The 17418-nt window shown below is 59.2% G+C and carries 16 protein-coding genes and 1 pseudogene; 7 read left to right on the plus strand and 10 right to left on the minus strand.

Annotated elements, in window-relative coordinates; genetic code table 11:
* The first annotated feature begins 98 nt into the window (after nucleotides 1-98).
* The 5 genes from pcaH (at nucleotide 99) to HV744_RS32390 (ending at nucleotide 3077) form a co-directional block, all read left to right on the plus strand.
* On the plus strand, nucleotides 99-803 hold the full coding sequence (pcaH, locus tag HV744_RS32370) for a protocatechuate 3,4-dioxygenase subunit beta (protein ID WP_425497895.1): 705 nt from the start codon (nucleotides 99-101) through the stop codon (nucleotides 801-803).
* Nucleotides 804-806: 3 nt separating this feature from the next.
* On the plus strand, nucleotides 807-1394 hold the full coding sequence (pcaG, locus tag HV744_RS32375; RefSeq protein WP_175153390.1) for a protocatechuate 3,4-dioxygenase subunit alpha: 588 nt from the start codon (nucleotides 807-809) through the stop codon (nucleotides 1392-1394).
* A gap of 22 nt (nucleotides 1395-1416) precedes the next feature.
* A complete protein-coding gene (locus tag HV744_RS32380) occupies nucleotides 1417-2052 on the plus strand; it encodes a LysE family translocator (protein ID WP_175153391.1) in 636 nt (211 codons plus the stop codon).
* A 305-nt stretch (nucleotides 2053-2357) separates the two neighbouring features.
* Nucleotides 2358-2561, plus strand: coding sequence for a cold-shock protein (locus HV744_RS32385; protein WP_028225987.1), 204 nt, complete (start codon nucleotides 2358-2360; stop codon nucleotides 2559-2561).
* 291 nt (nucleotides 2562-2852) lie between these two features.
* A complete protein-coding gene (locus HV744_RS32390) occupies nucleotides 2853-3077 on the plus strand; it encodes a hypothetical protein (protein WP_175153392.1) in 225 nt (74 codons plus the stop codon).
* 125 nt (nucleotides 3078-3202) lie between these two features.
* On the opposite strand, the gene HV744_RS32395 is transcribed toward HV744_RS32390, so the two are convergent.
* Nucleotides 3203-4834: an acyl-CoA synthetase gene (locus tag HV744_RS32395; RefSeq protein WP_175153393.1), complete on the minus strand. Its 1632-nt coding sequence runs from the start codon at nucleotides 4832-4834 to the stop codon at nucleotides 3203-3205.
* A gap of 156 nt (nucleotides 4835-4990) precedes the next feature.
* On the opposite strand from HV744_RS32395, the gene HV744_RS32400 reads away from it, so the two are divergent.
* Nucleotides 4991-5701: a Crp/Fnr family transcriptional regulator gene (locus tag HV744_RS32400; RefSeq protein WP_175153394.1), complete on the plus strand. Its 711-nt coding sequence runs from the start codon at nucleotides 4991-4993 to the stop codon at nucleotides 5699-5701.
* A gap of 238 nt (nucleotides 5702-5939) precedes the next feature.
* Here HV744_RS32400 and HV744_RS32405 read toward each other — a convergent pair whose 3' ends face one another.
* Entirely contained in the window at nucleotides 5940-6293 is a 354-nt protein-coding gene (locus tag HV744_RS32405) for a transposase (protein ID WP_175153395.1), read from the minus strand.
* A 382-nt stretch (nucleotides 6294-6675) separates the two neighbouring features.
* Here HV744_RS32405 and HV744_RS32410 point away from each other — a divergent pair.
* Nucleotides 6676-7061 (plus strand): annotated as a pseudogene (locus tag HV744_RS32410) (porin); the annotation flags it as partial.
* Between the two features lie 163 nt (nucleotides 7062-7224).
* Here HV744_RS32410 and HV744_RS32415 read toward each other — a convergent pair.
* The 8 genes from HV744_RS32415 to HV744_RS38620 all read right to left on the minus strand — a co-directional run bounded on the left by HV744_RS32415 (nucleotide 7225) and on the right by HV744_RS38620 (nucleotide 17346).
* Complete coding sequence (locus HV744_RS32415; protein ID WP_175153396.1) at nucleotides 7225-8367, minus strand: porin; 1143 nt, start codon at nucleotides 8365-8367, stop codon at nucleotides 7225-7227.
* An 821-nt stretch (nucleotides 8368-9188) separates the two neighbouring features.
* Nucleotides 9189-9458: a hypothetical protein gene (locus HV744_RS37810; RefSeq protein ID WP_246279297.1), complete on the minus strand. Its 270-nt coding sequence runs from the start codon at nucleotides 9456-9458 to the stop codon at nucleotides 9189-9191.
* A gap of 552 nt (nucleotides 9459-10010) precedes the next feature.
* On the minus strand, nucleotides 10011-10322 hold the full coding sequence (locus tag HV744_RS32425; RefSeq protein ID WP_175153397.1) for a hypothetical protein: 312 nt from the start codon (nucleotides 10320-10322) through the stop codon (nucleotides 10011-10013).
* Nucleotides 10323-10894: 572 nt separating this feature from the next.
* Entirely contained in the window at nucleotides 10895-12742 is a 1848-nt protein-coding gene (locus tag HV744_RS32430) for an esterase/lipase family protein (protein WP_175153398.1), read from the minus strand.
* Nucleotides 12743-13115: 373 nt separating this feature from the next.
* Nucleotides 13116-14684, minus strand: coding sequence for a phospholipase D-like domain-containing protein (locus tag HV744_RS32435; protein WP_175153399.1), 1569 nt, complete (start codon nucleotides 14682-14684; stop codon nucleotides 13116-13118).
* A 93-nt stretch (nucleotides 14685-14777) separates the two neighbouring features.
* On the minus strand, nucleotides 14778-15038 hold the full coding sequence (locus tag HV744_RS32440) for a protealysin inhibitor emfourin (protein WP_175153400.1): 261 nt from the start codon (nucleotides 15036-15038) through the stop codon (nucleotides 14778-14780).
* 10 nt (nucleotides 15039-15048) lie between these two features.
* Nucleotides 15049-16119, minus strand: a complete 1071-nt coding sequence (locus tag HV744_RS32445) for a M4 family metallopeptidase (RefSeq protein ID WP_175153401.1) — start codon at nucleotides 16117-16119, stop codon at nucleotides 15049-15051.
* 483 nt (nucleotides 16120-16602) lie between these two features.
* Nucleotides 16603-17346, minus strand: coding sequence for a methyltransferase domain-containing protein (locus HV744_RS38620; protein ID WP_175153402.1), 744 nt, complete (start codon nucleotides 17344-17346; stop codon nucleotides 16603-16605).
* Between the last annotated feature and the right edge of the window lie 72 nt (nucleotides 17347-17418).

Here is a 17418-nt window from a genome sequence, read left to right on the forward strand (position 1 = left end):
TATACGAAAAGAGCGAAAACGTCATTTTGCATAACCGCTCGGGTTGGATAAAGTCCCTCCATAACGCCGTATCCCACAATTGCTCGAAGGAGACACTGATGGAAGATTCCCTTCTCACCCCGCGTGACTTCACGTCCCACCCCTCGTACATCTATCCCGGCTACGGTTCGTCGGTCAAACGCGGCCCGACGCGCCCGCTGATTCCGCTGAAGGAAAAACTGCGCGACCAGCGCGTGCCGGTCTATGGCACGGACGACCTCGGCGCGCTCGATCACGATCTGACGCGCAACGCGGTGCGCAACGGCGAGCCGCTCGGCGAGCGCATCATCGTGACGGGCCGGGTGCTCGACGAAGGCGGCCGCCCGGTGCGCAATACGCTGGTCGAAATCTGGCAAGCCAACGCGGCCGGCCGTTATGTGCACAAGGCCGATCAGCACGACGCGCCGCTCGACCCGAACTTCCTCGGCGCGGGCCGCTGCCTCACCGACAACGAAGGCCGCTACCGCTTCCTGACGATCAAGCCGGGTGCCTATCCGTGGGGCAACCACCCGAATGCGTGGCGTCCCAACCATATCCACTTCTCGCTGTTCGGCGACCACTTCGGCTCGCGCCTCGTCACGCAGATGTACTTCCCCGGCGACCCGCTGCTGGCCTTCGACCCGATTTACCAGGGCACGCCGGAGCATGCCCGCGAACGCATGATCGCGAGCTTCTCGCTCGACACCACGAAAGAGGCCTATGCGCTCGGCTACGATTTCGACATCGTGCTGCGCGGCCCCAACGAAACTCCGATGGAGCGCTAAGCCATGACCACTCTGAAGCAAACGCCTTCGCAAACCGTTGGACCTTACTTCGCCTACGGTCTCTGCCCGCAGCAATACGACTTCGACTACAAGAGCCTGTTCACGTCCGTGATCGCCGAGCGCGAAGCGGCTGGCGAGCACATCACGATCGTCGGCCAGGTGTTCGACGGCGACGGCAAGGTGGTCGGCGATGCGATGATCGAAATGTCGCAAGTAGACCCCAACGGCCACTTCCCGGAGTCGCGCGACGAAATCCTGAAGACCGGTTTTTGCGGCTTTGCACGCGTGGGCACCGGCACGGATCCGCACAAGCGCTTTATCGTGCAAACGGTGAAGCCTGGCCGCGTCAGCCCGGATGAAGCGCCGCACGTGAATGTGATCCTGACGATGCGGGGTATGCTGCTGCACACGTTCACGCGCATCTATTTCGAGGACGAAGCGCAGGCGAACGAACGGGATGCCGTGCTGGCAGCGGTTCCGGCCGACCGGCGCGGCACGCTGATCGCGCGTCGCGAGCCGAATAGCGCCAATGTGTACCGCTTCGACATCCACATGCAGGGCGACAAGGAAACCGTATTCTTCGACCTGTGAAGCGCGCATAGGAGACACGACAATGCCCGCCTCAACCGCCATCCTCACCATCCTGGCCGCGCTACTTCTAGGCGCAATGAGTCCGGGACCGAGCTTCGTCATCGTTGCTCGCAATGCGATCGGGCTGTCGCGTGGCGATGGTCTTGCTACCGCGCTCGGCATGGGCATTGGCGGCGTGTTCTTCAGCGGTATCGCATTGCTCGGCCTCTACACATTGCTGGCCACGGTCGAATGGCTCTACGTCGGCCTGAAGGTCGCGGGCGGCGTCTACCTGATCTACCTTGCGTCGAAAATCTGGCGCGGCGCGGCCAAACCGCTCGCGTTCGACGCGGCACAAACCGCCTCCACCAATCCGCGCAAATCTTTCTGGATCGGTTTGAGCACGCAACTCAGCAATCCGAAAACGGCCGTCTACTACGGCAGTATCTTCGCGGCGCTGCTTCCGCAGCATCCGCCGTTGTGGTGCTATTTGGCGCTGCCGCCTGCGATCTTCGCGATCGAGGCCGGCTGGTACACGGTCGTCGCGTTGTGCTTTTCGAGCAAACGGCCGCGCGAAATCTATTTGCAGTGGAAAGCCTGGATCGATCGCGTTGCTTCGAGCGCGGTGGCTGCTCTCGGATTGCGCCTGATTCTGACCGCACATAAAGTAGGCATCTAAAGCGCTCACTGCTCGCTGTACGGCTTGAACGGCATGGCGCGTCGACCGACGCGCCATGCCGGGAACCAGGGCCCTATCGCCACGCGTCCAGCGACAGCGATTTGCGATGTCCAACCAAACAGTTACAAGTTATGTGTTGACGCTGACATGCTCCGGCGGTTACTGTGGCACCCGAAGTTCAAGAAGTTCGATTGCTGTTCATCAATGTCTCGCTCCTCAGCGGTATTCGTTGTCCTCTCCCTCCTTGACGCTTCACGCGCTCTTCACCAGAGCAAATTTTTCTATTTTTTCCTCAAGGATTCTTCATGGATACCGGTACCGTTAAGTGGTTCAACGACAGCAAAGGCTTTGGCTTCATCACCCCGGACAAGGGCGGCGACGACCTGTTCGCGCACTTCTCCGAAATTCGCAGCGACGGCTTCAAGACGCTGGCTGAAAATCAGAAGGTGAGCTTCGAAACGAAGCAAGGCCCGAAGGGTCTGCAAGCGGCTAACATCAAGCCGCTGTAAGTTTGAAGGGCTCGGTGTCCGGCAACGGACATCGGGCTGCAGCGACATCCTCGCGGAGCTTTGTCTCCCACAGTTGGCGCAATCGCTTTTTAGCTGCATTCATTCAAGCAGCTTGCCTGAGCGCCAAACGCCTCGTTGCACCTCATTCTCCCCTCCGGCTTCAACGCCCATTTTTTCGCTTCCCGACTGCGTCAGGATTCGGCTCGCAATGGCTTTGAATCAGCTCGTCCGTGTAACTCGCATAACGGGTTCGTACGGCAGGCGCGCACTCGAACATTATTAAAATATAGAATGCAATCCAAACATAATCATCATTACAACGGCTATGCCGTCAAACCCTCGGCACATCGTTTGCCCGACGGTAGCTTTTCATCCAACCTGCTGCTCGAACGCGCCGACAGCGCGCGTACCGAAGGGCGCTACCAGTTCTATTCGCTCGACTACTTCGCGAACGAAGAACAGGCTTTGCAGCACTCGGCGCGCTGGGCACATCATTGGGTCGACACGCGCGGTTGAGCGCGCGGTCTATGGCGCGATGACACGCTCCTGATTCCGCGCCTGCGTGCGAGCACCACGCAGTTCCAATAGCGGTCATACGAACGGTAGTAGCGCGCCATCCGGCACGCTACGCAACCCGCGCTCTATTCGCCTCGTTCCGCCTTGACTCGCGCTCGCAGTTCGAATTTCTGAATTTTGCCGGTCGACGTCTTCGGCAATTCGCCGAAACGCACCGCCTTCGGTAACTTGTATCCGGCCAGAAACAACCGGCAGTGCGCGATGATCTCCGCCTCGGTCACCTGAGCGCCTTCCTTGAGTTCGACGAAGGCGCACGGCACCTCGCCCCACTTCGGATCGGCCATCGCCACCACGGCGGCAACCGCTACCGCCGGGTGACGGTACAGCGTGTCTTCGACCTCGATGCTCGAGATGTTCTCCCCGCCTGAAATGATGATGTCCTTGCTGCGATCGCGAATGCGGATGTAGCCATCGGGCATCCGCACGCCGAGATCACCGGTATGGAACCAGCCGCCATGGAAGGTCGCTTCAGTCGCGCGCTCGTTCTTCAGATAGCCTTTCATGCAGATATTGCCGCGAAACATGATCTCGCCCAGCGTTTCGCCGTCGTCGGGCACCGGCGCGAGCGTGTCCGGATCGAGCACGGTCACCGCCGCTTGCAAGTGATAGCGCACGCCCTGGCGCGCATTCAGTTCGGCGCGCTCGCTGTCGTCGAGCGCGTCCCACGCTTGCTGCTTCGCACAGACCGCGGCGGGCCCGTAGGTTTCGGTCAGCCCGTACACGTGCGTCAGATCGAAACCGATCTCCTTCATCTTCGCGATCACCGCCGGTGCGGGCGCCGCGCCCGCCACCATCGTCGACACGCGATGCGTGATGCCCTCGCGCCATTCGGCTGGCGCATTGGCAAGCGCGCTCTGGACGATCGGCGCGCCGCAATAGTGCGTGATGCCCTCGCGGCGAATCAGGTCGAACACCGTCCTGGCGTCGAACTTGCGCAAGCAGACGTTGACGCCCGCACGCGCGGCAACGGTCCACGGAAAACACCAGCCGTTGCAGTGGAACAGCGGCAGGGTCCACAGGTAGACCGCATGCTTGGGCATGTCCCATTCGAGGATATTGCTGAGCGCATTCAGATAGGCGCCGCGATGGTGGTAGACCACGCCCTTCGGATCGCCGGTCGTGCCCGACGTGTAGTTCAGCGCAATGGCGCCCCACTCGTCGGCCGGCTGGGTCCATGCGAATGCCGGGTCGCCGGATTGCAGGAACGCTTCGTAGTCCGTCGCGCGGATGAATTGCGCGGGGTCGGCGGGCATCGCGTCGGCCACGCTGATCACGCGCAGCCCGGGGAATTCCAGCGCCGCGCGGCGCGCGAATTCGCCGTACTCGGTATCGACGATCAGCGCCTTCGCCTCGCCGTGACGCAGCATGAACAATAGCGACGACACGTCGAGCCGCGTATTGAGCGTATTGAGCACCGCCCCGGCCATCGGCACACCGAAGTGCGCTTCGATCATCGGCGGGATGTTGGGCAGCAGCGCGGCGACCGTATCGCCGCGTTCGATACCGACCTGCCGCAGCGCACTGGCCAGACGCCGCGCGCGCTCGTAGGTCTCACGCCAGCTGCGGCGAATCTCCCCATGGACGACCGCCAGCCGCTCGCCGTAGACTTCCGCTGCGCGCACGATGAAATCGATGGGCGTCAGCGGGACATAATTGGCCTCACGCCGCTCGAGACCTTCTTCGAACATGTGCTTCATTGCATCGTCTCCTGAGGCGCGAGCCGCGCCGTCGATCGTTCTGATTGATGGTCTAGCCTAACAAGGTCATAGTGAACTGTCTGTCATTCAAATGACAGAGTAGTGCACCCGTGGCCCCCTGAACCGACTTCAGCCGCAAACGCTCTTAAGCCGCTTATGAACGACGCCAGGCTCACCGCCCTCCCAGACGCCCGCCCGCACCGGCCGGAACGGGTGGCGCGCGCCGATCTGGCGCGGCTGTTCGCCACCTGCGCGTGGTTTCGGGCGCTCGCCGCCGAGCATCTGGAAGGCGGAGCGTGGGTCGCGCGCCGCCAGGAGCCGTCGGACTACTGGATCGGCGTGCATTCCGGCCTCATCAAACTCGCCATCTACAACGCTTCAGGACGCAGTTGCACGCTGTCCGGCGTGCCGCCCGGAGGCTGGTTCGGCGAAGGCAGCGTGATCAAGCGCGAATTGCGCAAATACGACGTGGCCACGATTCAGCCGTCGCTGGTCATGTTCGTGCCGTCCGCGACCTTCCATGCGCTGCTGGAGTCGAGCCTGCCGTTCACGGGCTTCGTGATCCGGCAACTGAACAACCGCATGGGTGAATTCATCGCGTCGATCCAGAATAGCCGGTTGCTGGACGTGGACGCGCGCGTCGCGCAATCGCTCGCGCAATTGTTCAACCCGGACCTTTATCCCGACACGGGCCGCACGCTCGCCATTTCGCAGGAAGAAGTCGGGCTGCTAGCGGGCGTCTCGCGCCAGCGGATCAATCAGGCGCTGCAAAACCTCGAAAGGTTGCAGATCTTGCGCCTCTCGTACAACCAGATCGACGTGCTCGACCTCGAACGCCTGTGTGCGTTCGGCCAGGAACAGATCTAGCGGTGAAGGCCTTGCAACGCTGCGTTCGTCGGAGCCGGCCGAGGCCGCCGCCGGCTCATTCGATGAACTAACCGCAACGTCTGCGGCATACCACCGTTGCCGTGTTCGAAGTCGAACCGCATGTGTGATCGAGCGCGGTGCTTTCCCGCCCGACTGAAAAAAAGCCGTCCCAGGTTGCCCGGTGTGACGGCTTTTCTACTGTTTGTCGCCGCCCGAACAACGCGCGGTCTTGAACGACCTAATCGGCGCGCACGTCGCCCTTGCGCGTGCTGGGCCGCTCCAGGATCGCATCGGTCTTGAACAGCGCGAGCGCGATGGCGGCCAGCACGCCTGACCTCTTCCAGCGCAGGTAATAGCGATGCGCGGTCTGATAAGCCACGTAGCGCTCAGGCATCGCTTTCCAGGGCGCGCGCGTATGCAGCACCCACATCACACTGTTCAACACCCAGCGGATATCGACGTTGGGACGGCCACGACGAGGTCCGTGGTCCAGCATTTCAGGCAGCAGCGGCGCGATGCGCTGCCATTGCTCGTCGCTCAAATCCTGAATGGACGGCCAATCAGCCGGTGAGTTTGCAGGGGCAGTATTCATGCAGTAAGAACGCGCACATGCAGCACATGTGCTAGCGTCGCCGCGAAGATAAGGTCTATGAAGCAATCAATTTTGAGATTAACCGAAGCTCGCTTCCGCGAAAGTTAATTCTTGTCAGATGGCCAGGCGCAATCGTCAGAAATCGCAATACGTTATTGCGTCAGAGGACTGATGGCGTGGCGAAGGTCGTGGTCTATCATCGGCGCGCCCGGCGCGCGACCCAGCTGCGCGCGCCGCGTTTGAATCGAAAATCCATAACCGCATACGCAGGAATTCCAGTGAGACAAATAAGACTCCTCAATACCGCCGCACTCGTGGGCGGGGCTGCCCTCGCCGTGACATCAGAGCAGGCCTCGGCACAGAGTTCGATCACGCTGTACGCGGCTATCTGCATTCGAAGGGGACGACACGGGCTTCGTCGATAGCGCGCTGGCGCAGCAGACGCTCGTGCCGGGCGTCGATATCGTGAAGGGATCCGGTCGCATCGACAACGGTCCGTTTGCCGGCGTCACGTGGCAGGCGACGCCCGCGCTCACACTGACCGGCGCGGCGTACTACGACCATATGTCCAATGCGGCGATCGGCAATGGTCAAGTGGGCAGCGGCTATTGCTTTACCTTTGTGGCGCTGGCCGAGTATGCGTTGTCGAAGCGCACCGAGGTGTACGGCACGATCGATTTCGACAAGGTGTCGGGCGCCGCTTCGGTTGAATTGCCGGGCCGCAACAATCAGACCGGCGTTGCACTCGGTCTGCGGACGATTTTCTAAAGCGGGCGGCGGGGTCCGCCAGGGCCCCGCGACGAGCGCGGGGCGCAGCGGGTGCGGTATCCGGTTTCAGCAGCGACCGGACGCCGTACCTCAAATTGCCGCGCCCATAAAATAGGTGCCGCGAGCGGCACCTTTTTGTCCTGCGACCAGGTTCTGCTGAAGCTTAGAAGCGGTGACGCAGACCGACCGTAGCAGCCGTCTGGTTCTTTGACGACGACGGCAGTTGCGTGTTGTCGCCGCTGTAGATCGAAGCGACACCGCCGTCGCCCATTGCGTGCTGGTACACGGCTTGAGCGTAGACGTCCGTACGACGCGACAGCGAGTAGTCAGCCTGCAGGCCGATCTGGTGGTAACGGGTCTTCATGTCGTTGCCGTCAGCGTTGACACCGTAGCCACGTGCGTCCGTGAACGTGTAAGCAACGCCCAGACCCAGAGCCGGTGTGACGTTGTACTTGCCGTTGACTTCGTAGTTGTTCGAATGGCCTTGGCGTTGACCAGCTGCTGCGCCGACGAGGTTGTCAACACGCGACTGCGTCCAGGCCACACCCACCATTGCCGGGCCGAATGCGTACGAAGCAGCTGCGCCGAACTGACGTTGACGGAAGTCGCCCTGCAGGGTGCCCGCCGTGTTCGCCAGCACGCCGTCCGAAGCGCCGGTGGCGTTTGCAGCCGGGTTGTTCTGCTGTGCGTAAGCAGCGCCCAGATGCAGGCCTTGCCACTGGTATGCAGCACCGACGCTGTACTGGCGGTTGTTTGCGAATGCGCCAGCCTGGTTCGAGAAGCCGTACGTGCCGCCGAACGTGAAGCCAGCGTAGTTAGCGCTCGAGTACTTGACCGAGTTGTTGACCGACAGGCCGCCGTTCGTGTTCAGGTTGTCGTTGTTGAACGGGTGCGCGAAGTACGTACCGCCCCAGCTGCCCGTTGCGGTCAGCGGTGCCAGGTAGTCTTGAGCTGCGTCGTATTGACGGCCCAGCGTGACCGTACCGAATTGCTCGCTCGACAGACCGACGAACGCTTGACGGTTGAACATGCCGTTGTTGTTGGCGAACTTGCCGTTGTTGACGTTGAAGCCGCTTTCCAACGTGAAGATAGCCTTCAGACCGCCGCCCAGGTCTTCCGAACCGCGCAGACCGAACATGCTTTGGTTGATGCCGCCGCTACCTGCTGCCCACTTGGAGTTGTGGTTGACGTTGCTCGTGTACGTCAGGCCCGCGTCCAACAGACCATACAGGGTCACGCTGCTTTGTGCGTGAGCGACGGATGCGAACGATGCGGCAACCGCAACGACGATGAGACTCTTTTTCATGTGGGACTCCAGTTCGATAAATTTACGCGGGGAGCGGGACCTGCCTCAGCAGCGCATGCGTCGCACGTGCCGCCGCCCTGTTAGCCGAACCGCTTCGGATCAGCCGGGCACCCTGCAAACGAAGCGTGAGTGTAGGGGGACACCCTGGTAGCGACGCCGGCAATATGCGCAACAGGATTTTTCAAATTCCGCAACAATCCGCTGGCCGATGGCATTAAGTTATTGTTTTCCCTATATTTATCGCAAGATTTGACGCTCGGCACGACTGCGCTCGCCACAAGTTATTTGCAACGTCTCAATATTCAAAGTTGTGCGCATGCAACACTGTTTTAATACGCCTGACGTAATCGGGTCGGAACGATCAATAGAGAAGTCCGTTGATTGCCCGAAAATCAGGCAATTGCGCAAAGCGTATTGGGACGTGGGGTAAATTTATTTTAGAAAACCGGGAACTAAATTGAGTTAATGCGATCTTCGTGCGGACGGGCAATTAGCCGATGCGTTTAATGCACGATTAATTCATTTCACGGTCGCATTGAATATTCGTTCGTGGATATGGGACGCACCGCCTGCGCATGGCGCTCACTGCCTGCGTGTCGGGGCTTTGCCCGGCTTGCGCCAATAAAAACCCGTCCACAGGCGGTCTTATGAATTCTTGTTGCGGCTACGCGCCTCTGGCTTGGTGGCGTTTTGCAAAGCGCGAGCGTCGAATGGAGAAGCCTTCAGGACGGGTGTTGCCCGAAGTAAATTGCGGCGCTGACCGCCGCGTGACAAAAGCCTGTGCTGGAAGCGGATGGCAAACATCGAACTGCCTTCCGTATTTATTGAACGGCGGAGCCGTCCTCCTTTTTCCACGGAGTTTCCCTAGTTCCTGGCAGAGCAAAGCTTGTGTGTGGTTGTTGCAAGCGCGACTCGTCGTCGGGCGGCCCCGTCAAGAACGGTTCCAACCCGAACAGCCACGCAAAGCAGAAGGTGACGCGCGCCAACGCGCGGACCTGCCTTTTCGACACGCTTTCCCTAGCGTTGTCGAGCGGCATGGCTGGCGGTGCTTGAGCCTGGGTCAATTCGGCAGCGGTGTGGTCGGATCGCATGGTGGTTCTCGTTATTGATTTGGCGCGGAAGCCGACCTGCCGCAAACGACGTGCCATTCCCACGGAACGAAGTTTGGACCGACTGCTAGTGAGATTGCCGACGCATCGCAACCCGGTCTGTGCGGTGCACCGCCAAGGCAAGGAGAAGCGCCGGACTGATCGCGCGGATATCCGCAGACCAAGATTGAAGCACGGGGATTTTTAGCGGCGCGAGCGAGAAGGCAAAGGGCGGTATTGACCGACACAAGACCAGTCGAATAACAAGCCTGTTTGCACGCGCGGGATGAATGCGAAGCGCGTTTTTGAATTCACCAGAGCCAACGACGGACACGCTTCGCCCGGCAACAGCAGCCGGATCGGAATCTGTCAGAACAGGCTAATAACACGGCGCAAGCGCCGTATCGCGGCATTTGATAACTCAGCTTCACGCCAGATAAAAAGGGCTCCGAAAACTCGGAACCCTTTTTTCAACCCTTGGTGGGCCGGGTCGGATTCGAACCGACGATGTCCTTTCGGAGGCGGATTATGAGTCCACGCGAAAGCTACACAAAATCAGTTACTTACGAGAATTTCGGTTCCGCAAATATCCTCTATCAGAGCCCCTGAAACCCGCTTCTGGCTTGAGGCCCAGGAAAATTGCGGAACGGTTTTCAGCGCCCAGCTTCGCTTTACCCATTCCTGCAAGTCGCCCGTGGCAGCGGTCAGTTCCTGTGATGCGGCCTGCACCTTGCCTCGGTCTCCAGCGTTGAGGCCGGCCTGCGCCGCAACTAGCGCTGCGTCGACGCGGCCCAGGCCGCGCCCCAGCGTGTCGGGCGATTCGTTTTTGGCGGGCTTGGACCGCTCGATCTCTAGTCTCAGACGCATCGCCGCCGTGGTCTATATCATGTCGCCTTCTTTGACCTAGTGAATGCTCTTAGGGATCCGGATGTCCGGACGTGGGGAAGGCGAAATCGCGATTTCGGAAGTATCCCAAAGCTTTGGGCTGTTGAAGAATGCTCTGCAAGCCGCCGGAAAGAGTTGGATACTGCCCTTCCCGCGCCAAAGCCAACCGCGCCCACGGCGTAAGGGTACATCCCAATTCCTCGACGGACCCGTCGTCTGGCGGGCGCGCCCCTGGGCAAATGGCAAAGTACGGTCCACGAGCGGCGCGTTACGCCGGCATGTCGTGCCGCCCCGTAAGTCGCTGCGCCGAATACCGGGAGCCTGCCCTAATGGTGAATGACCTACCCGACATTGGCTCGCGTCCATGTGCGGGCGAGGACCGCTGTCTGGCGTGAACTAGAACCGCCGCCGTGTTGCCTCACGGGATGATGTTACTCCCGGGTAATTGGTGGAGAAGTTCTTCCCTGTTAGTTGCACACAAACCATCGTTATTGGGTGGAACCGCCGTGCTCGGTCCGGCTTTGTCATTAACAAGAGACATGCTTGTCTCTCGATTACTGCTCCCCGCCGATCGACCAAGCGAACGATTCGAACACCCAGTGGCCGGCGCCATCGTCTGCGTAGCAGAGGATCGAATGATGACCGTTGTCCTGGAAATTGAACGTCTTCTGCGAGTCGAACGACGCCCGCTTGGCATTGTTCGAGTCGGAAGGATCGGAGCCATCTTGCGTGTAGTAAACCTTGGCATGTTTACCCGCCGCCTGGCTCGCTGCGGCGATCGTCACATCGAAACCACCCGCGTATTCGCCACTGGCCTTGTCTGCGTTCAAGATAGCGTCGCGGGCTGGGAGAGCAGCTAGCGGTTGCCCTGCGGTAGCAGTAGTTGGGACCTCGGGATTACGTACCCACTTGCCATTCACGAGGTAGAGCGTAATGACGGCGTTAAAGCCGAGTTGCTGCCCCAGCGATACATACTCGTCAACGGAAAGCCGGCTGGCGATGAAATGCTCCGTTAAGGTCGCGGTTTTGCTGTCCGTCCACGCGACACGCTTCTCGTATGCGCGACTCGCTACGGCAGAGGCAATGCCATTCGTGTCGATCGCGATAAACGATACTGTGGCTGTTCGGTTAATCGTTGCCACGGAACCACTAATCCAGTGTTCGCGATCCGTGCTGTAATAGAGGGCGCCGCGCGTGGTGGACGCGGCCACATCCAGGCTGCTTATAAACGGCGTCGCATTGTCGGTAAGGATTGTGACCTCCGGCAGGACAATGCCTACCCCGTACGTGCGCTGCACGTTGTCGGCCCCCTCGGCCCCGAACATCACTTCCCACATGCCATCAGTCGACAGGTTTAGGGATTGCCCGTTCGACAGCGTCCCGGCGCGCGTCTCGGACACGGCCCGGTTGATGTAGCCTGCCTGGAACTGCTTTGTAATGCGCTCTGCCGTGTAGTTTGTCGATACGGTGGCCGGAGTCACTGTCACCGTAATCTGCAGCGCGGACCCATAGCTGCCGCTTTCCTTGTCTACTGTAATCATTGCTGGCGCAACTGGAGGATTCTTGTTCAAGTAGGCCTTGAAAGCGTCAAATACGGTTTGGCTCTTGATGATTTTTTCGTGCCCGTCGAGACCGCTGCCGAGATTGAATCGCCTATTCAAGTCGGCACCTACCCTGCGTCCCGTATCGGGATACTGCGCGTCGACGAAATCGGCCGCTGCAATAAAGGCAACGTAGGTGATTTCGTCATTGTCCAGTTCCGTGACAGCGATCCAACTGCTCACCGGAGCCTCTTGTTCGGCTGCGATATTTTCACCGTCTGGCGAGTCGTCAACGATGACCTGGGAAGCGTTCTTGAACTCATGCGACTGCTGCTCAAACTCGGAGCCGGTCTTGAACTCACTTATCGAGCCGGAGCCAAGCCCATAGGTGGCGCCGGCAAGCGACACAAATGTACTTGCGACCTCCAGCCGCTGCTGACTGTTATCCCATTGGCCATTGCTTTGAAGGCCGCGCAGATAGGCATTGACCATGCCGCAGCCTAGAGAGTGCCCGATAAAGTCCAATTTATTGACACCCAGATAACTCCTGACCCCATCGACGAAGAGGCTGAATCGTTCAATGTGGTTGCGATGCGGGTCGTTTATATCTTGGGTGCTGTTGTTCTCGCCCAGATAGTCCATGGCCCAGATCTCACAGTCCTCATAGCCATCGCCTTTCAGGTATCCCTTCATCGTTACCATGCCCCACTTGGGGTGGGCCGAGTTGCCGGCGTTGCCATGGACAAGGACGACTGGGGTCTTTTTAAGTAAAGCCCGATGTTGCGCTTGCGTCTTCGAGCGGTCGCCGCCAAATCCGGTCAGGGTGCTAGGATTCGCAAAGTCAGCAGGAAAGTCGTTCATCTGATGCTCCGGTAAATTGATTAAAACGAAGCGAGTAGGAGGCGGTACGGCATGACTTGGGCCTATCGCTGTGCGGCTCCGTAGGACACTTCGTTTGGGTATAGCCAAGCAAACAGGCAGCCAAGCGCCAGATATTCCTGTGGCATCCATGCAGCCAGATGTTCCGCACGGGGGGAAGCCCGCGCTGGCGACAGATCGGGATGGCCGGGTCGCCGGCCTTTTCTGCGTGGCGCATCAAAAGGATTATCTTCGGCCCCAAAGCCCGCTCCTCGACGGGTTGATCATCAACGGAGCCCGCACTCACACCACTGGTCTGCAAGCGCGTCGCCGCTCACCGGCGGAGGGCGCGAACAGTGAAAAAACCCAGTGGCATTCAGCCCGAAATCTTGCGCGTGGCCAGATTCTCCCAGTCATGCAGGAAGACCTGCTCGTAGTAGCCAGCGACGTCAGGCGCATCGACGATGATCAGTGTCGCATCACGGTTGCGTATCACCCCGTCCGGCGACCAGTTGTGACTGCCGAGAGCGACTGTTTTAGAGTCGATCACGAAGCCTTTGTTGTGCACCTTGTTCTGGATCCGCACGTCCTTCAGATCCACGCCTGCCATCTTGAGCTTTTCGAGGTAGTCTTTCTGTGTCTCAAACTCGCTCATGACGAGGCGCACGTCCAGTCCAGCCTGTTGCTTGTCGACGATGACCTGGATGAGTTCCATGATCGGCGCGTCATTCGGCGCATCCGACGCATGCATGTACTGGGTCTGGATGTACAGCGTGGACTGCGCCGATTCGAGCAGCGGTTTCATCGACTCGACATAGTTCTCCGGTGTCAGGACCGTCTGGACGCTATAGCGCCCCTGAAATACCTTTGGCTCGAATTGCGCCCTCGGCCAATCGAAGGTTCTTGCAGCGATCTCGAACTCCGCCTGAGCGATCTCGCTCATCAGCGGCGCCTCGCCGGCAATTGACTGTCCTGGCGGAAGTTGATGTGATAGCGCTGTCTCGAGATCGTTATTTATATGGTCTTCAAAGAACTGTGCGAGGGCCGGATGTTGTACGACGATATGCCAATCGCGGTCCGCATTGCTTGGCGGCTTCCGGTTCGCGTCGAGTACCGCCTGATTCGAGTTATTCCAATTGCCGCTCGACAGCCAGAACGCCCTCTTGTCGCGCACGGCGACCTTGATGTGGTACGCGTTCGCGAACAGCGCCTGGTCGACCAGGCTCGGATGCGGCGTCAGCGCCCAAGCGAACCTGAATGTGTTGCCTAGACTGAGCGCTAAATCTACTTTGGTTTGGTCATCGGTCTGATCGCTCGTCGGGTTGGGAGCGGGGTGATCCAGCACGAGCTTCAGCGATTTTCCGTTGAGACTCTGCTCGACGGCATCGAGGACATGTCGTGATGTGAAGTCATACATTGCGACCGTCAGTTGCTCTGTCGTCGCGGCGAGAAACTCCTGCAGCACGGGCCAGCCCGAATCCGGTCCCACGCAGCAAGTGAGGATCATGTCGTCTTCCACTGGCGTGCAAGGTTGATGCATTCGTGGACCGCCGGGTGGCGGCGTGTACTGGCCTTTCGCCACTAGGTCGAATACGGTGGGTGTCTGCACCAGGGTTCCGTCAGGCCTGCGCTCGAGCAGGAATTGGGGGCCCGGCGCAGTGGTGCCGCCGGCGATCCTCGCGACCCGCGCGGGATCTCCCGCGCGTAATCGCTGTAGCTGACTGGCTGCGCGCACATCGACGGGAAACCCGTCTATGGTTTGAGGCAGCGCATCTACCGCGGTCCGATAGACTGTGACCACGATCGCGGGCGTATCAGAAATCCAATCATGCTCGATCTTGAAGCCGGGACGAATCGACAGAACCCCTGGCCTACGGAACTGCGCAAGATTGTTCTGGATTACGCTGTCGATGTGCTGGGCGATGGCTTCGAATTTCGGGTCCAATGCAGTTCTCCCGGGGAGTGCTGTTGTGAAAATCGAGGCATTGCGGCACGGGCAGTATCGGGCGAGGGACGATGTTCCAAGCCGCGGTGGCGCTCATGGCTCGGTCTGCACGATGCCTGCAAGTTCGTCCGGCATTGCGTCTTCGGAGACGTCAAACTCCTGGATCGTTCCGTCGTCGGTCATGATCACCTTGTAATGAAAGCGATCCGCACCGGGTGCGGGCGACATCCCGCCGGACACCCTCTGCAGCGCACCCAGGGCCTCACGTTGCTCGCTACTCAGTTCGTCAAAATCCCGCTCGCCTGCCGCAGGGATTCCCGCGAGGCCGCCCCGGCGCTCAATTCTCACCTTCATCTGTGATTGCTCAGATGGGCAACTGGACACTCGTCCATGCCTGTCGGGCGAACGAGGCAAACTCGCGTTCGTACAACTCTTCGCTCTTGGCGATTGTCAATTGCGCAAAGTCCACAAACGTTGCATTGCTGTGCAAGTCTCCGCCGGTGCACACCGCATACCATACCTTCAGTGCACGGTCCCACGCGTTTCCTCCAGCCGCTTGTGCAAGTGCCGCGAAAGCGCGATTCGGGATGCCACTATTGATGTGGACGTCCGCAGTCGGATCGAAGTGCTCGTATGATGCCGGCTGAGCGCTCAAGCAGTGGTCAGCGGCTGGCTCAAGCATGTCGCGCAGGCAGGTTTTGCCGTTCGCGAGTGCGCGTTGACCCATGATGCCTGCCCCGATCAACCACCCTTTGGTCTCGGTAACGGCCCAGTTATTCACCCACTGGTTGAACACCGCCCCAAACACGTCGCTGATGCTTTCGTTAAGCGCGCCGGACTCACCCTCGTAACTCAGGCCGCTTTCATACTGGGTCACTCCATGCGTGAGTTCATGGCCGATCACATCAGGCGATTTGTAGAATTCGCTGAAAAGCTGACCGTCCCCATCGCCATAAACCATTTGCTGGCCGTTCCAAAACGCGTTATCGAAATTCATGCGGTAATGCACACTGGACGCGATATCGATGCCGCGGTTATCGATCGAATTGCGCCCGAGCACCTGCCGATAGAAGTCGTCAACCCGCGCCGTTACCGTGTACGTTGTCTTGATCGCGGCGTCGGCAGCGGATGCCGGGGCGGCGATCGGAATGCCGGGGAGCGATTGCCGATGCTGGCAATCGAAAACTTGCTGCTGCGGCTGAACGGCCCCCGGCGCGCCAAGCATCGATTGTGGCTGCTCGTTCAGCGCCGCGACCCGACTTGCCTCGCGTAACAGCTTGAGTCGTGTTACCTCAAGGTAAGTGTCTTGCAGTTTGGTCCGGATCCGGCGATCGAGGGTGGCATCGCGCGAGTGCTCGCGAAGCACCACAGGTGGGACGATGAAGCAGCAGTTACAACGCGGACATCCCTTGGTGTCTCCTTTTGCGGCGGACATAACGATGCTCCTTCAGGCGGACGCGGAAAGGGAGGCCGAGCACGGGGGGCCGCGTTGACCTGAGCCGAACTGTAAGACACGAATGCGATTGAACAGAACCGATTACCACGATTGATCAGAATCCGATTACCACACTAGGATCTACTTGAAGGCCTGTCAAGCAACAGCGAACGCGCGCACGCATGGATAAGTGAGTACGGACGTCACGGTTGAAGTGAGCAACCAGTTCATTAACTTTCTTGCCATTCATTTTCACTGGACATCGCCGCGGTGTCGATTATGAAATTTGATGACTGCGCCGCGCCGAAATAGTTGCGGGTTGGCGGGTTTCGTTTTTAAAGGGCGCCTCAAGCGGATTCGCTACTTACATCAGAGCTCTACCGTTTTAAGCGAGCTCTGCGCATTTGCACCGCAATAGAGCACGCCGCTAACTGCGGTTGCCGAAACTCCGTGCCGATTGCTTCATCGCGCGCCAACTCCGCGTCATCTCGTCTCGGTCGGTACTTGCGCTAAGCGCAACAATAAACTCCAGCTGCCCTGGTTCTGTATCGTGGAAGAATTCGCATGCGAAGTTGATAACTCCATTCCGACACGCTTGTTCAAACAGGTCGGCGAATGACATGGGGTAAAGACCCAGCAGTGAACATCGTGGTAGGTCCCATATCGAAGTGCGTTTATTGCCGTCGAAAGAGCGGTTTGCATGTCATGGAATGGTTTGAGGTCCTCCTCGCAAAGATTGCCTTCCCACGCTCTTCCTGTGTGCAACTGGCAAACGTTCATCATGTGATCGAGAATGCAGATGGGCAGAGGCGCTCGCGCTTTAACAAGATTCGCATTAAGAAGCTCGTGTAGCTGGGTTTCCTTGCGCCTGTAGTCGAACGTAAAACGACGATCAGGTATTGCTAAACGGAGCGTCCCGCCCGTGTTCAGAACGGATCGAATTTCGTCGAGCCAAGCAATTACGTCGGTCACATGTTCGATGACATGAGACGCCAAAACGTAGTCAACATGTTGGCCAATGCAAGCGCTCAGCGGCTGCGTTCCCCAGACCGCATCGACGTCTACATTTTGGTGACATCGACGCTTGTGTGACCCGCATATTTCGAACGAAGTGTTTCTGTGTCGGCGTAGTCGATGGTATCCGTCAGCGTAACCCGTCAGAAGTTGGAATTTAGTACGGGACCGACAACGCTGCGAGAGATCAGGACGAGGTGAGCGAGATCCCACAGCGACAGTGCGACGGCTTTCTGGATGTCAGAACGCGTAACCTTGATCATGCCAGTAGTGCCAGTCAGCGAC

Source organism: Paraburkholderia ultramafica (assembly GCF_902859915.1).
Classification (GTDB): Bacteria; Pseudomonadota; Gammaproteobacteria; order Burkholderiales; family Burkholderiaceae; genus Paraburkholderia; species Paraburkholderia ultramafica.

Coding starts and splice junctions, on each gene's coding strand:
- pcaG (WP_175153390.1), top strand. CDS start 807: ATGACCACTCTGAAGCAAACGCCTTCGCAAACCGTTGGACCTTACTTC.
- HV744_RS32415 (WP_175153396.1), bottom strand. CDS start 8,367: ATGAAAAAGAGTCTCATCGTCGTTGCGGTTGCCGCATCGTTCGCATCC.
- HV744_RS32405 (WP_175153395.1), bottom strand. CDS start 6,293: ATGAATACTGCCCCTGCAAACTCACCGGCTGATTGGCCGTCCATTCAG.
- HV744_RS32380 (WP_175153391.1), top strand. CDS start 1,417: ATGCCCGCCTCAACCGCCATCCTCACCATCCTGGCCGCGCTACTTCTA.
- HV744_RS32385 (WP_028225987.1), top strand. CDS start 2,358: ATGGATACCGGTACCGTTAAGTGGTTCAACGACAGCAAAGGCTTTGGC.
- pcaH (WP_425497895.1), top strand. CDS start 99: ATGGAAGATTCCCTTCTCACCCCGCGTGACTTCACGTCCCACCCCTCG.
- HV744_RS32400 (WP_175153394.1), top strand. CDS start 4,991: ATGAACGACGCCAGGCTCACCGCCCTCCCAGACGCCCGCCCGCACCGG.
- HV744_RS32440 (WP_175153400.1), bottom strand. CDS start 15,038: ATGAAGGTGAGAATTGAGCGCCGGGGCGGCCTCGCGGGAATCCCTGCG.
- HV744_RS37810 (WP_246279297.1), bottom strand. CDS start 9,458: ATGCGATCCGACCACACCGCTGCCGAATTGACCCAGGCTCAAGCACCG.
- HV744_RS32425 (WP_175153397.1), bottom strand. CDS start 10,322: ATGCGTCTGAGACTAGAGATCGAGCGGTCCAAGCCCGCCAAAAACGAA.
- HV744_RS32430 (WP_175153398.1), bottom strand. CDS start 12,742: ATGAACGACTTTCCTGCTGACTTTGCGAATCCTAGCACCCTGACCGGA.
- HV744_RS32445 (WP_175153401.1), bottom strand. CDS start 16,119: ATGTCCGCCGCAAAAGGAGACACCAAGGGATGTCCGCGTTGTAACTGC.
- HV744_RS32395 (WP_175153393.1), bottom strand. CDS start 4,834: ATGAAGCACATGTTCGAAGAAGGTCTCGAGCGGCGTGAGGCCAATTAT.
- HV744_RS32390 (WP_175153392.1), top strand. CDS start 2,853: ATGCAATCCAAACATAATCATCATTACAACGGCTATGCCGTCAAACCC.